At 41.3% G+C, this 14,680-nt stretch carries 10 protein-coding genes and 1 pseudogene; 4 read left to right on the forward strand and 7 right to left on the reverse strand.

All coding sequences use genetic code 11. The features are described 5' to 3' along the window. Positions 1 to 137 precede the first annotated feature (137 nt). The 3 genes from ACZ5XR_RS24660 to ACZ5XR_RS24670 all read right to left on the reverse strand — a co-directional run bounded on the left by ACZ5XR_RS24660 (position 138) and on the right by ACZ5XR_RS24670 (position 3,384). Positions 138 to 1,415, reverse strand: coding sequence for an MFS transporter (locus tag ACZ5XR_RS24660; protein WP_464499109.1), 1,278 nt, complete (start codon positions 1,413 to 1,415; stop codon positions 138 to 140). Positions 1,416 to 1,712: 297 nt separating this feature from the next. Continuing rightward, positions 1,713 to 2,501 carry an IclR family transcriptional regulator gene (locus ACZ5XR_RS24665; RefSeq protein ID WP_464499110.1) on the reverse strand — a complete coding sequence of 263 codons (789 nt, stop codon included), beginning with the start codon at positions 2,499 to 2,501 and terminating at the stop codon, positions 1,713 to 1,715. Positions 2,502 to 2,571: 70 nt separating this feature from the next. After that, positions 2,572 to 3,384: an alpha/beta fold hydrolase gene (locus ACZ5XR_RS24670; protein ID WP_464499111.1), complete on the reverse strand. Its 813-nt coding sequence runs from the start codon at positions 3,382 to 3,384 to the stop codon at positions 2,572 to 2,574. Between the two features lie 321 nt (positions 3,385 to 3,705). On the opposite strand from ACZ5XR_RS24670, the gene ACZ5XR_RS24675 reads away from it, so the two are divergent. The 3 genes and pseudogenes from ACZ5XR_RS24675 to ACZ5XR_RS24685 all read left to right on the forward strand — a co-directional run bounded on the left by ACZ5XR_RS24675 (position 3,706) and on the right by ACZ5XR_RS24685 (position 5,535). Beyond that, positions 3,706 to 4,188, forward strand: coding sequence for a sigma-70 family RNA polymerase sigma factor (locus ACZ5XR_RS24675; protein WP_464499113.1), 483 nt, complete (start codon positions 3,706 to 3,708; stop codon positions 4,186 to 4,188). 248 nt (positions 4,189 to 4,436) lie between these two features. Continuing rightward, positions 4,437 to 4,598: pseudogene (locus ACZ5XR_RS24680) on the forward strand (LCP family glycopolymer transferase); the annotation flags it as partial. A gap of 244 nt (positions 4,599 to 4,842) precedes the next feature. Further along, complete coding sequence (locus ACZ5XR_RS24685; protein ID WP_464499114.1) at positions 4,843 to 5,535, forward strand: DUF421 domain-containing protein; 693 nt, start codon at positions 4,843 to 4,845, stop codon at positions 5,533 to 5,535. Positions 5,536 to 5,670: 135 nt separating this feature from the next. On the opposite strand, the gene ACZ5XR_RS24690 is transcribed toward ACZ5XR_RS24685, so the two are convergent. After that, complete coding sequence (locus ACZ5XR_RS24690) at positions 5,671 to 9,897, reverse strand: tetratricopeptide repeat protein (RefSeq protein ID WP_464499115.1); 4,227 nt, start codon at positions 9,895 to 9,897, stop codon at positions 5,671 to 5,673. Between the two features lie 213 nt (positions 9,898 to 10,110). Between ACZ5XR_RS24690 and ACZ5XR_RS24695 the strand changes: the two genes are divergently transcribed. Beyond that, entirely contained in the window at positions 10,111 to 10,437 is a 327-nt protein-coding gene (locus tag ACZ5XR_RS24695) for a hypothetical protein (protein WP_464499116.1), read from the forward strand. A 279-nt stretch (positions 10,438 to 10,716) separates the two neighbouring features. Here the strand turns inward: ACZ5XR_RS24695 and ACZ5XR_RS24700 are convergent, their stop codons facing one another. The 3 genes from ACZ5XR_RS24700 to ftsZ form a co-directional block, all read right to left on the reverse strand. After that, a complete protein-coding gene (locus ACZ5XR_RS24700) occupies positions 10,717 to 12,417 on the reverse strand; it encodes a pyruvate oxidase (protein ID WP_464499117.1) in 1,701 nt (566 codons plus the stop codon). 306 nt (positions 12,418 to 12,723) lie between these two features. Beyond that, a complete protein-coding gene (locus ACZ5XR_RS24705) occupies positions 12,724 to 13,212 on the reverse strand; it encodes a DinB family protein (RefSeq protein ID WP_464499118.1) in 489 nt (162 codons plus the stop codon). A 198-nt stretch (positions 13,213 to 13,410) separates the two neighbouring features. Next, positions 13,411 to 14,559 carry a cell division protein FtsZ gene (ftsZ, locus tag ACZ5XR_RS24710; RefSeq protein ID WP_464499119.1) on the reverse strand — a complete coding sequence of 383 codons (1,149 nt, stop codon included), beginning with the start codon at positions 14,557 to 14,559 and terminating at the stop codon, positions 13,411 to 13,413. Positions 14,560 to 14,680 lie beyond the last annotated feature (121 nt).

Here is a 14,680-nt window from a genome sequence, read left to right on the forward strand (position 1 = left end):
AAAACATTGTTTTCTTTATAGCCTAATATTAAATCTCAACACTATAATTGTCAATTATAAATATTGAGATAATTTTAAATATAAAAATATGTTTTATATACGTAACATTCTATGAAACTTCTAACATTGGTTCTCATTTAGACTATTACCTGATTTGGCGGTAAATTTTCAAGCCTGAGATCCTTCGCTTCCTTTTTCAATGTAAATAAGTACGCAACAAAACCAAGAGTAGCAGCAACGATGAGCATTACGATTGAAGGTCCGAAGTCACCATGTGAAAGATCCACCATCCAGCCCATAATATAGCTTGAAAAACCGCCAAGGATGTTCGTAAAGCCCATCAAGCCGGCTGCACGTCCTGCTGTTTCAGGAGTTGAAAATTTAACGATAAATAAATTGCTTAAATGGAATACGCCGCCTTGCGCCCCCATCGCTAAGCCCATGCAAACACCGGCCAAAACGGGTTGAGGTGAAAGAATAGCAGCTGTTAAAAATAATGCCGTTAAAACAAATAGAATCGTAGCAAGTAAACTAGGGCGCTTTGTCTTATCCGATAAATATCCGCAAAGTAACACAAAACCAAGCGCAAACAGCCATGATAAGGAGGTAATTCCAGTCATTGCTTCTCTTGAAAAGCCCTTTGCTCCTACTAAATAAGTTGGGAGCCAAACACTGATACCGAAGAACAAGAAAGAGGCCACCAGCATGCCGAACCAAACAATCCAATAACGGTAGTCTTGAGCAAAACTTTGTTTGTTCGTATTTTCGTTGGAATCGGATTGACGAATATAGGCTAATTCCCGCTTATCAAGTCGTGGGTGTTCTTCAGGAGTATCTCTGGTCAGGAAAATAAACATTGGTAAGACAATTAAAATATTAAAACCTGCTAAAAAGAAAAAGGAAGCATGCCAATGGAAGGTAGAAATGATGATCGTCAAGATAATCGCCCCGCATGCAGGCCCTAAATAATTTCCAGCAAGCCATGAGGATTGTGCACGGCCAAGCTCACGTTTATTAAACCAGTTGGAGATGAATTTACTGCATATCGGAATCATCATCCCTTCACCAATACCGAGGATGACACGACTGATAATAAACATTTCATAAGAAGTAGATAATCCGCCAACAATCATCGTGATGGCCCATACAATTAGACCCAGAATCCCGGTTTTTCTTGCCCCCAGCCTGTCAATGACAAATCCCCAGAAAACATTGGATAAGGCATAAGAAATCGTAAAAATAAATGTGATCATCCCAATTTTTGCATTCCTGTCGGCACCCGTTAATCCTAAATCCTTTATGAATTGAGGATCTGTTTGAATAATAGAAATGCCTAATTTATCAATTTGTCCAAAAAACCAAAAGAAAAAAATCGGTAATGCAATATAAATCCACCTTTTGTTTCCTTTTAACATCAAAGTACCCCCTTTTGAATGAACACGCTTCCAAAAAAAGTTTTAAGATTAGTATACAATAATCAACAGACTAAATGGACACAATCCTCCTTTATATTATTTGTAGGAAACTTTTATGTTTTATATACAAAACATAGTTTTCCTACTAAGTTTATTTTAAAATTTTAAGAAAATTGTGTCAACAGTTATTGCGTATTTTGTTTTATAAAATAAAATGCGTTTTGTATATCAAACGTTTTGTGGATTTTAAAATAATAATAAAAAGCTTGCGATCATTCGCAAGCCTCATCTTTTCATTTAAAATTTAGAATGGTATCCCATAAAACCGGATAGAATCCTTGAAGTTTCAAGTACTTTTGGTAACGCTATCTTTTCAATATATTCACTATGAAAAATTGTCTCCGTTGCGACCATATTAATCGCAGCCATAACCGTTCCATTTCGATCAAAAATGGGAGCGGCTACAGATTGTATGCCATGATGCAGTTCCCCTTTTGTGATGGCAAACCCCTTCTCCCGAATCGAAGCCAACTCTTCCTGAAAATCAACAAAATCGGTTTGAGTTCTCTCCGTAAATGGTTTTAAGTTGGAACCATATAATAGTTGATTTAATCGTTCTTGAGGCTGATAAGCGAGCTGGACTTTTCCATTTGCCACCGCATGTGCCGGCAGCCTTAGCCCGATGTTCACATTTACGGCCGAGACACCTCTTGCCGGTGCACTCCCCACATAGACCACTTCATGACCATCCAAAATAGATAAATGACAGGATGCCCCTATTTCATCTCTTAATTTTTCCAAATAGGGCTGCGCAATTTCCGGAAGTTTTAATGTACTTAAGAAGGCAAAACCTAATTCTAAAACCTTTGGCGTTAAACTATATCGTTTCGTATTTTCATCCTGGTGAAGATATCCTAATGTTTGAAGGGTATATAATAACCGGAAGGGAACCGTTCTGCTAACATCCAGCTCTTTCGCGATTTCTACCAACGATAATGTCGGTCGCTCCTCACTAAACAGCTTTAAAATTTCTAATCCTCTTACCAAGGAATTGGCATTATAACGCTCTTTTTCTTCTTTCGCCATTTACTATTCACCATCTCGTTGTTTGCTTTTTTTCATATCATATCAGAGTTTAATGAGAAAAGGACAGATTTTATTGATTGAAGGACAAGCTTTTATTAGATGTTAAGAAGTTCATGATAATGGAATTAAAGCTTTCCGGGTCTTCTTGATAGCATAAATGTCCTGTATTTGGTATGGTAACCAACTGTGAATGTTGAATGTGTTCATGAAAGACTTTCGATTCACTTACTGGTGTTACTTTGTCCAATTCCCCGCAAATAACAAGGGTTGGAACATTGATCAAAGAAAGCATATCCATATTATTCAAATGGAATAATGAATAAGCTACTGAACGGAAACCCATCGGCCTTATTTGTGAATAGATTCGTTCTGCTTCTTTCAATATCTCTGGGTTTGGGTCTGGTGAAAGAAGCTCTTTGACACGCATTTTTGCCAATTCACCTGGTGTTAATGAATCTATATTATGTAAACGATTGGTTAATTTCCGTTCATTCTCCTCTTTACTTAAGGCCGCTGACCCTCTTGTGGCATCTGAGATAATAAGCGCATCCACCATATGGGGAAAACGGCAACAGAAATCAATCGCAATGGCCGATCCCATCGAATGCCCCAGAAGGGTAACAGACTGATAATGTAAGTTTTCAATAAAACCTTTTAATACATCGGCAAACTGTTTAAATTCAGTTAATTCCTCTTTTGGGTCGGAACTTTTACCATATCCGGGAGCATCCCACGCAATAACGGTGAATTGTTCGGAGAGTCCCTTCAATTGTTTTTTCCATGATTGCGAGTTATTTCCCATACCATGCAAAATGAGTAATGGTGGGCCCTGCCCTGCCATTTCATAATGAATCGTCAAATCTTCTACTTGTAAGAACGCCATTTTCTTCCTCCTTATCTCCCGTTTGTTTCATTGGCGAAACAATGTTTTTTATTTATTATATCAAAACAACTTCTGGATAAGTCAACAGAATTTTCAGAAGTTTCATTAACTACTCAAAAAAAACCAAATTTCTTATTAAAAATGAATAAAACCAGCAAAAAACGCTTCCAAAACATCTTTTTTAACCCCGAAAATCAATTTTTTAACTAAAATCCCCTTCCAAAAGTGAAAAAGCTCCGTTCGCTCGAATCCACCTTTCCCGATATGGTAGAGGTACCCGGGAATACATGGAAAAGCGCGCTTTCCTGAAGGGATTTCCAAGTGGAAAGCTTTGAACAATTAGCAAAACAATATAAACCGATGATCTATAAAATTATCCATTCTCTTTACATTTATAAGAACCAGGAGGAGTTTTTTCAGAGCGGTCTCATTGCGCTTTGGGAAGCTAGCAATCGGTTTGATCCGGCCAAAGGAACTTTCATCAACTACGCCTATACCTATATCAAAGGCTTCCTTCAGACGGAATTGAGAAAAATGAACAAACAGGAGGAAATAAGTATCTATCCGAAGGGTGAATACTGGGATTCAGTGGTGGATGACTCGACGTCACATCTATTGGAAAAGGAGATTTTACAATCCTACTGCGAAACCCTGACCCCCAACCAGCAAAAATGGGTATTCTATACCTTTCAAGACTTTTTAACCGTCCAAGAAATCGCCGAAAAGGAAAAGGTATCCCTCTCCGCCGTGAAAAGCTGGCGGGCCGGGGCAAGGGAGAAAATAAGAAAAATGGTTATTTCGTAAGGGGTTCTGCTTTAAATAAATGCTGTGTTAAAGGAGAATATTGATTTTTTACAACTGTTTATTGGAGCGAAGGGCGAGACCCTTCGCTGCAATCAACCACCAAGGTTAACAGAGCCAAAATAAAAAAAGATCCGGCATATGCCGGATAAGAAAAAAGGTCTTATGGAAACGGTTGGTCGCCGTTTATATTTTCATCTTATCTTAAAGGAGTAAAGAATAAATGAAGAAATGGTAAAGAGTTTGTAAATATTACAATTCCTAATTTTAATTTAACTAATGATAAAATTAACCATGCATATGCCTTCGGTGGTGTGCCAATGTCTATGAATACCGTTGAAAAATTTCTAAATATCCCGATCGACTACTATATCCAGATTAATATGGAAGCATTTAAAGATGTTGTGGATGCCGGAAAAAACATTCAGCAAATGGAGATCCAAGAAAAAGGCGCGATGTTCAATAAAATCTATTACGGCCTTGTTTCACCGGCAGAAAAACAAAGGGTTCAGAGCATTCTGAGGACACAATTAGAACTTAATAAGAAAGCAAACTGATTGGAGAAATCCAATCAGTTTTTTTTTGCATCAATATTACAGAATAATGGGTGGCTGTCTGAACATACTATCTAGAAGATTTTAAAAGGGAGTTTCAGCAATGCTAGCATCTATGGAAATCATCTTTCGAACTATTGCAGCTTTCATTTTATTATGGGTATTTGTCCTGCTTCTCGGTAAACAAACGATTACCCAAAGGACCTATCATCTTTATATTGCTTCCATTATAATGGGGACAATTGCAGGGAACCTGGCATTTAATATTAAAATTAAGCTCCATTATTTTATCATCTCGATTATGCTTATGGGGATCATCGTTTTTATCTTGAATCTGATGGCTGTTCGAAATCCGCACTTCAGGAAATGGATTGCCGGAGAACCAACAACCTTAATACATAAAGGACAAATTCTCGAAAAGTCCATGGCCCAAATCGGGTATTCATTGGACACTCTTAAACAGGCATTAAGGGGCAAGGATATCTTTAACATCGAAGAGGTGGAGTGCGCGATTTTAGAGATAAACGGCTCACTCTCTGTATTAAAAAAACCCCAATACCAAAATACCACCAAGCAGGATTTAAATATTTTGCCTTCCGCTGAATCTGTACCGGTAGAGCTGGTTTATGATGGAAATATCCTACATGAAAACCTATCCCATCACTCCTATAACGAAGATTGGTTAATGGCTGAGCTTAAAAAAAGAAACCTTAATGTTAACGACATTGCGTATGCGGTCGTAGGAACGAAAGGAAATTTGTACGTTGATTTGTTTAGGGATCAAATAATTGAATAAAGCCCATTAATAAGGGACCTTGGATTCCCTTTTCCTCCTTGTTCGGGCATTTAGTGCTTCTCCTATTTACCCTAATAAATAAATGACCTCAGTACCAGAGGGTACTGAGGTCATGTTTGGGCTTTTGTTAAACTATTATCTTACCGATATCCCTTTACGTGGGAATAAACCGGCTTTTTTAAGTGGAAGAAGATCTCTCTCATTCTCTGACATTTCCAGAAAACCACCTTCTTCATCCAACTCAAACACTTCTCTTAGCTCTGTTGCGGCTTCTTCTAATCGGCCTAGCAAAGTAAGGTAGCAGGCTCTTTGATAGTGAAAGTACAAATCCTGAGGGTGAAGCTCTAAAGCATGATCAATACATTGCAGTGCTTCATCGACCCGTTTTTGCAATCGATAGGTGAGGGCTAGGTCATTGAGGGCACCCGGATCTTCCGGTTGAAGCTCCAGGGCTTTTTTCATGGCCCACTCCGCTTCCGGATAGTTCTTAAGCTCAAGATACACTCGACCAAGGTAATAATACCCATTATCAACACCAGGCTCCAGTTCAAGACATTGAACATACACTTCCTCTGCTTCCTTCAGCCTTCCCTGTAAAAATAGGATAAACCCAAGCATATTCATATACTCCGGCTCATCGTATTCCTCTAAAAGAATGTTCATTAAGCTTTCGGCTTTGGCTAAAACCTTCCCTTGTTTCTTCTCGCTAAATTCCTCCCTTTCATTCACACAAAGGTAAGCAAGCTTATAGGCCAATTCAGCATCCCATTGCGATTTTAGCGCTTGTTCTAACACCTTGATGGCATCTTCAGGAAGGGCCATTTGCAGGTAAAAATCAGCCAATCTTGCCGCAGCAAAATGGTGCTCAGGGTCCAGTTTCATGGCTGTTTCGTAAAAAGTAACGACGATGCCTGCATGGTGACTCAATTTTGTAAAACCTGTCAGTCTATTGATCAAGCCTTTCCGCTTCTGACTCGCTCTTTCCTCAGCCAAATTGATGGCCACTTTTTCATAAGCCGACGCACTATTCATAAAGACAATCGCTTTTTCGCGATCTTTCAGCTGAAGTTTTTTCAAATCATTTTCAAGTTTAGCCATGGACTTGGTTACCGAATAGATCTCGATAAGGGTTTCATACCATTCCCTCTCCTTAAAATCGTTCTGAATGACAAACAAGCATTCCTGTTTGGCTCGATTTACATCACCTTTCTTTAGAAAAAGCTGAACCTGATGGTGTAAAAGCTGCGGCAAATCTGGTGACTGCGCCAATGCCTTCGCTAAATAGGCTTCTTCTTCCTTTATGTCACCGAGCTTACCGTAAACATAAGCCATGGAATCGTATAAAAACGCCTGGTCATATTTTTTCTTCCCCTGCTCCAGCTCCTTGAGTCTTTGCAAAAAGTCCTCCAGCATGGGCGGTTCGTCCATCAACTGGGTGGCCCCTTCAACCGAAATACTATAAGGATTGATACGGAAGGCTTCCATTAGGTAATGAAGCTCATCTGCCTTATTGTCTTTCCGGTAGGCAATGCTGGCTAAATTCAGCATGGCCTGCTCATGATGGGGATCCAGCTGAATCACTTTTTGGTAATACTCTCTCGCTTTCTCATATTCTTCGGATTTATAATAAATTTCGCCGATCCGGAACAGTGCCAGGAGGTCTTCTTTCAAGGTCAGTGCACGCTCAAGATAGCTTTTTGCTTTGACCAAATACCCATTCTGCTCATACAAACAGCCAATATAGCAGAGGAATAGATACTCCTCTTCTCGCTGCACACGCTCCCCTTCCAAAAATTCAATCCCTCTCCTGTAAAAAGGGGTATCCTCGATACTCACGGTGTACAATTCCAATGCCTCTTCCAGATTGGAAGTTGTCCCCCTAATTCCCTTTTCCATGTAAGATAGGGACTGCTCAAGATACGATTCATCCAAATCCTTTTCGAGCGCAGTTTCCCACATGATTTTTCCACCGTTGATCAAAAATTCATGATGATCCTTAAATTGGTCATAAAGGCTGTTCATGTAGGAGAAAAACTCAGTGGTTTTTCCTTCTTCCTTTAGTAATGCGGCAAGTGAAAGAAACGCATCGGGCTCCTTAGGGTTCTTGTCTGCCGCCTTTGAATAATAAGTCCTTGCTTGATCATGTTGCTGTTTTCTTTCGTAAAATTCGCCAAGATCCATAAGGAGGAGACCGGATTCATCCGTTTTACTAAGTCCGTTTTTCAACGTTTCTTCTGCCGTTTTACGGTCTTCAAAGGCAAATTCATAGAGACTGGCTAATTCACGATAAGGAAGCGGAACATCCGGCTCCAGGCCGATCGAAACTTTGAATCCTCTTTCCGCCTTTTGATAGCGGCCAAGCCTTCTGTCACAAAGAGCTCTTTCATACCAAAGATGGGCGCTCCCTTTTTTCATTTTCAGAGTGGTGGTAAAGACATTCCTTGCTTCCTCGTACTGTTCGTTATCAAATAAAATGATTCCATGATTGGTTAATGGAAAAACATCACGGTCATTCATATCCAGCGCAATCTCGGAAAGTCTTAATGCCTCTCCGCTATCGCCCAGGTAGGAGGTGGAAAGCGCCAGATACGACCAGAGAATATAATCATCCGGTTCCCGTTTGATTCCTTTTTTAAACTCATCGGAAGCCGCAAGATATTCACCCATGTCATAGGCCAATCTGCCTTTTAGGTACCGATAAGCAGGATCATTTTGGCGTTCCACTTGTTTAAGGGATTGTGCGGCGCGCTCCTCCTGTTTGACAGCTGCATAGGCCATGGCAAGGATCAGATTTCGGTAATGGGAGTTCGTCAACTGACGCTCCGTTGTGGTGATTAGCTTCTCTAAAAGCCCTTCCTCCAGGTGACCAGCCAAATATTTGACGGAGTAGACCGCAACAAGGCGATCTTCCACATGTTCTTTTAAAAAGAGAAGATCTTCGGGTTCAAGCGGGTGGTCACCCTCCTCCGTAAGCTGCAGCAGCTTTAACCTCGTTTCATGCTCGTCTGGATCCAGAAAATGAAGCTTATCCACTTCACTGGCAGGAACAATCGCCATGGAGAGGGCAAAGTTATTGCCAAACTCTTTTTCAAGGTTCTGATATTCCAGCTGGTGAGGTTCTCTGAAATTCGGATCCTGAATATGAAACACCTGCAAATTATCATCATACCCCGTTACCATTTGAACATGAGAGGAGATAGGATAATCAATCGTCACGATAACCCCGGCACCCAAGTCGACCAATCGCTTAAACCTTTCCTCATTCCCCAAAAAGAGGCGGCAGCAAAAGCCCTTTCCTTCAAAATAACCGATGGCCATAGAGATTCTTGAGCCGGCTATATCAAAGATGGACGCTGCAATTTCCTCCTGGCTGATTTCATGTGAAAACATGTTCAAGGTCATTTGAACGCAGGCAGGGACGCAGAAATTATATTTTTGGACGACAGGTTTGTAAGCCAAGATTTTCTGAGGCTTGTTCTTGCTGCCGCTGAAATGCATAAAATGGGTGTGTACTTTGAGATCTGGATGGGAAAGTAGATGCTGCTGAAGCAGCTCTAGTTTATTTTCCTCATAATAGGCTTCCGCTTCGTAATAAGCGCACATTTTCTGATAATCATGATAAGGAGAAATACTCGCTAACTGGGCAATCGATTCCTTCATCGCATCCCACTGCTTTTGCTTGTACTGAATCCTGATTTTCTCCAGAAGCAGCTTCGGATATTGGGGATGCTCCGTTAATCCCTCCTCTAAAACCCTCTCCGCTTTCGCCATTTCTCCCTGCATCGAGTAATGCTGGACAAGTATGGCATAAGCAAGTGCCCCATCTTTCTGGTCCTTTTTACCTTTTTCAAGTAGCTCGAGTGCCTTGTCCCATTCACCTTTATGAAGGTAAAAATAAGCCCACCTCGTATTCATGCAGTCCTTAGCAGCTGCTTCACATTTTTCCATATAGGAAAAAGCCTCCGCAAAGCGCCGCATGTTAATGAGGGCGACCGCCAGATTGAAATACAGCTTTTCGGCTAATTCGGAGGATAACTCCTCCCTTTCCAGCTCCTTTAATAGCTCTTCTGCTTCGATTAGCTTATGTTCCGCGATCAATTCCTCAGCATACCAAATGGTGGTTAATGGAGACTTCAGCCTCCTGTAGCTGTGCCTAACGAGGATCCGGCCCCACCGGTCCATTAGGGCCAGGTCCATGACACGAAGCAAATCTTTCACATGCTGTTCCGGTAGATTCATAAGATTTCTGATTTCCGTTAATTTAGGTTGGTTTATATCGTTTTGGAATGGCTCCAGAAAGAGTTCAAGCGCGCCCTGATAATTTTTGTTCTCAAGCAGACCTTTGTATGTATTTGTGATCATACCGTTCTCCTTTTCATGACATAACAATATGGAAAAATAATATTCTCTTTATTAATTCTTCGAGTTTTCATGAAAAACCTGCTCCCTATAAAGACAATAAAAAATAGACACTTTTCGAAGTGCAATCAAGAACCACTTTTTTAGGGTTCACTTTTCATATTTAAAAATAAGTTTCATAAACTTATAAGCAGTAACTTGAAGGGTGGGCTGACAATGTATTATGCACGTTTGGTGAAATTCAAATTGGACTCGGGAAAAAGAGCGGTTGCGGAAGAGTTAACGAAAAAATTTGATAAACTGAGCAGAACCTTTTCAGGCTTTAGAGGGAATGTCTATTTTTTTAATGACTCACTTTGCGAATATCGAGCGCTAAATTATTGGGATACAAAAAACGATGCTTTGCAGGCTCATAAAGTCTTATTTCCTAAATTGGAATCTGAACTGCAAAACATTACAAGCGAGAAACCAACCTATCAATTTTTTGAAGTATTTGATCCTACCGATGATGGGGAGATGTTATCTTCACATATTAAATTGTAATTTTTTTCGTAAACTATGATGATTTTAACGATAATTAACTCCGTTTTGGCTGACTTCTAGCTTTTACCGGCAAACTTTTAGTTTTTATCAGCGATTCCAAGACATTTATCAGCGGATTAATGAGTTTTATCAGCGAATTAAAGCGTTTTATCAGCGAATTAAAGCGTTTTATCAGCGAATCAAAAAACAGCAACAATTTTAAAAAGGAACATCTGCATAAAAGAATGTTCCTTTTTGATTGATCTTTCGCCCCCTAAGTGGGGGGTCAGGCCCCCTACTTCACAAAGGCGGCAAATCCAATTTTCCTTCTTCAAACAGCTCTTTTAACATATGCTTCGTGTATCCGGCAGCTTGGGCAAAGGTGATTTTTGCCGGCATCGGTGCTTCCTCCGCATCCACGACGACATCAATGATCACTGGTTTGCTTTGCTTAACGGCTTCTTGCATGGCCGGAAGGAGTTCTTCGGGGCGTTCCACACGATAGCCGACACCTCCGCACGCCTCCGCATATTTTGCAAAATTAGGGTTATGCAGGTCGGTGCCAAATTCAATATTCCCCATAACCTCCTGCTCAAACTTGATCATGGCAATCTTATGATTGTTTAACACAATGACAACCATCGGTAATTGGTATTTAACCGCTGTGACGAAATCGGCCATCGTCATCGCAAAGCCGCCATCGCCGCAAACGGCAAATACCTGTTTGTCAGGATAAGCGATTTTTCCGGCAATCGCACCCGGGAGACCGCACCCAAGCGTCGCGAGCCAGCTCGAAATAATGAACTTTTGATTGGTCATATGAAAATGCCGGGCCATCCAAACGGTCACATTCCCCACATCAACCGATAAGACCGCATCATCGGAAGCTACCTTCTGCAATTCGCAAATCACACGCTGCGGCTTAATCGGAACCGAATCATTCTCTTCCTGATCCTCTAATTTGCTCCACCACTGTTTCATTCGTTCCTGACTTTTCTCTAAAAAGTCGCGGTTCGTATTTCTCCGAACGTTTTCCGTTAGCCATTCAAGCGTCAGACCCGCCTCTCCCGCCAGACCAACATCCACTGGATACCGCTTCCCAATTTGATAAGGATCGATATCAATTTGAATCGTGGCGGTCTTCTCCGGTAAAAATCCCGTGAACGGAAACGATGTCCCAATCATAATGAGCAGGTCGGTTTCATGGATCGATTCATAGGCGGCCTTTGTGCCAATCAACCCCAGCCCGCCCAAACAATAGGGATGCTTATCGGGAATCGCCCCCTTACCGGGTAAAGTTAACACAATCGGTGCAGCGATTTTTTCAGCGAAGGATAATAAAGTGTCTCGAATCCCATGTACTCCTCTTCCGGCAAGGATGATCGGCCTCTCCGCATTTTCAATCAATGCCTTCGCAAGCCGCAAATCTCCCTTATGCGGTAAAATTTCCTGTTTCACCGTAAAAGAAGAGGTTACATGCGCTTCTTTCCCTACCTCAAAGCGCGGAACATCATCCGGAATCGTAAGAACGGAAACGCCCTTTTTAACATAAGCCGTCCGAATCGCTTGATTGACAACGGCTGGAAGCTGTTCTGCCGACATAATTCGTTGATTGTAGACGGCCACATCATCAAACATTCTTTCTAAATGCACCTCTTGAAAAAAGTCCGTTCCAAGCAGATCCGATTCCACCTGCCCGGTAATCGCCAATACCGGTACCCTGTCGAGCTTCGCATCATACAATCCGTTTAAAAGATGAATCGCACCCGGCCCGGCAATAGCCGTACAAACCCCGAGCTTCCCTGTCAGCTTCGCATAGGCTGCTGCCGCTAGTGCCCCCGCCTCTTCATGCCTTACCTGAATAAACTTAATCTTGTCTTTCGCCTTTCTGAGCGGTTCGATAATCGAATTGATGGAATCACCCGGCATCCCATAAATATGATCCACTCCCCACTCGATTAATAGCTCAATCAACTTCTCACCAGCCGTTTGCTTAAACATAGGACCCACCCTTTTTGAAAATAGAGATACTAGTAGTGTGGTACTTATTTCTAATAATTACTCAATATTTCCATTCGAAAAAGGCAGCCAAATAGTTTTGGCTGCCTTTTTTGTGTTCTAAACACTGTCCCTTATTTTTCGACGAAAATCCCGATCATTCCCTTTTAATCAAACGTTTGATTAAAAACAAAGCGAAACTTTGGGAAAAACGAACTTTTACTTATTTCCGAGAAAATTTTTTGTCGAATACTTGGTTCTTGTTCTGCTACCCTTTTCAACAGATAACAGTTGGTGACAGGCACCGGATCAATCTTCTGTTCCTAATACATCTGTATTCGGGACTTCATAATCCATCTGGCGTAACATAGCGACAATTTGCCCTTTGTGATGGAACTCGTGAGTGATAGTGTGCATGAGCAATTTACCAGGCGTGAGGGAGATCGTTTCGGTTGCTTTTCTCCAAGGAATCTTTCTTTCAATCCGCTCATTTAAATAATTTCCATGCTGTTCAAATACCTCATTTACAATAGAATCGACCTCTTCAAAGCGTGCTATTATTTTATCCAAATTGAAATGATCTAGTTCTTTCTTTGGCGTAAGGGGTGTATTAGTCTTTAATAAAACAAATGAGCCAAGCCATGCATAATAGCAATCTGCTATATGGACCAATGTGTCCCGCACACTTTGCCAGCCAAATCCATTATGGTGGATAAAATCATTGGGTTGTAGCTCCCTGCAAAAGTCTAAGAGTGTTCTTCGAGTCTGTCGAACCCATTCATATTCCATTTGTTGCATCAAACCACCTGCTTTCAAAGAATACTAATACATATTCCGAATATGTAAATATAATCCTTTTTAAAGGAAACTATGCAACTGGACTGGAATTGCTTGCCGCGAAATCCCTATCAATTTTCAATTAATATAAAAGCCCTATCCGACTTAAATAACGAATAGAGCTTTTTCGAAAAATTACAAATGGTGACAGGCATCGTATTAATATCGTCTTTTTCGATTGCGCAAAAACGACGGGATATCCAACGATTCTTTTGGAGGTTCAGGATTTCGGTCATAATCCTGAACTGGTTCACTTCGGTAGATTGATTCACGTTGGATCCGTTCTTCCCTATGATAGGGATTCGTCTTCTCTTCGAATACAGGCTCGGGAGTAATTTGTGATACTGGGGCCTCTTGCTCATTGAAGCCTGTGGCAATGACCGTTACGATAATTTCCTCTTTAAGGTTATCGTTAATGACCGAACCAAAAATCATATTTAATTCCTCGTGAGAAGCAGAGGCCACGATATCGGCCGCTTCCTGTACTTCAAATAGACTTAAATTGCGGCCGCCCGTTATGTTCATGATCACACCATGGGCTCCGTTAATGGACGTTTCCAGCAACGGACTATTTAAGGCTTTTTGTGCAGCTTCAGCGGCACGATCTTTCCCCTTGGCAATCCCAATTCCCATTAAGGCTGTTCCTTTATGGGACATGACCGTTTTCACATCAGCAAAATCGAGGTTGATGAGGCCAGGCACTGCAATTAAATCGGAAATCCCCTGAACACCCTGTCTGAGAACATTATCTGCTTCACGGAAAGCTTCGACCATCGGTGTATTTCGATCGACAATCTCTAATAAGCGATCGTTTGGAATAATGATGAGGGTGTCCACCTCTTCCCTAATGGCGTTGATTCCCATTTCTGCGTTTTGTGCGCGTTTTTTACCCTCAAATTTAAACGGACGTGTGACAACCCCAATGGTCAGGGCACCCAACTGGCGGGCAATTTTTGCAATCGAAGGGGCAGCCCCTGTGCCTGTACCACCGCCCATTCCAGCCGTAACGAAAACCATGTCAGCGCCCGCTAACACTTCTTCGAGCTGCTGTTTGCTTTCTTCCACCGCTCTTCGGCCAATTTCCGGGTTTGCACCCGCACCTAAACCTCTAGTCAACGATCCGCCGATTTGCATCGTGATCGCTGCTTTTGATTTATTTAAAGCCTGTGCATCTGTATTAACCGCTATAAATTCTACACCTTCGACGCCAGCCTCAATCATCCGATTTACAGCATTGTTTCCCCCGCCGCCAACACCGATGACTTTAATCGTGGCGTATTGGTCGATATTTGTATCAAAATCCAACATGATGATTCCTCCTCATTTATCCATAGCTAGGTAATATATTTTGAATTTTCTGTTTTTTAAAAGTTTAGTAGATTAGGAGAACAAAATAAGCTGTTAGAATGGCTATCTTACCATTACACAG

It is taken from the genome of Neobacillus sp. Fa239 (assembly GCF_055395235.1).

Excerpts from the sequence above, each read along its gene's own strand:
- ACZ5XR_RS24695 (WP_464499116.1), top strand. The coding sequence starts at position 10,111 with ATGTATTATGCACGTTTGGTGAAATTCAAATTGGACTCGGGAAAAAGA.
- ACZ5XR_RS24700 (WP_464499117.1), bottom strand. The coding sequence starts at position 12,417 with ATGTTTAAGCAAACGGCTGGTGAGAAGTTGATTGAGCTATTAATCGAG.
- ACZ5XR_RS24670 (WP_464499111.1), bottom strand. The coding sequence starts at position 3,384 with ATGGCGTTCTTACAAGTAGAAGATTTGACGATTCATTATGAAATGGCA.
- ACZ5XR_RS24660 (WP_464499109.1), bottom strand. The coding sequence starts at position 1,415 with ATGTTAAAAGGAAACAAAAGGTGGATTTATATTGCATTACCGATTTTT.
- ACZ5XR_RS24705 (WP_464499118.1), bottom strand. The coding sequence starts at position 13,212 with ATGCAACAAATGGAATATGAATGGGTTCGACAGACTCGAAGAACACTC.
- ACZ5XR_RS24665 (WP_464499110.1), bottom strand. The coding sequence starts at position 2,501 with ATGGCGAAAGAAGAAAAAGAGCGTTATAATGCCAATTCCTTGGTAAGA.
- ACZ5XR_RS24690 (WP_464499115.1), bottom strand. The coding sequence starts at position 9,897 with ATGATCACAAATACATACAAAGGTCTGCTTGAGAACAAAAATTATCAG.
- ACZ5XR_RS24685 (WP_464499114.1), top strand. The coding sequence starts at position 4,843 with ATGCTAGCATCTATGGAAATCATCTTTCGAACTATTGCAGCTTTCATT.
- ftsZ (WP_464499119.1), bottom strand. The coding sequence starts at position 14,559 with ATGTTGGATTTTGATACAAATATCGACCAATACGCCACGATTAAAGTC.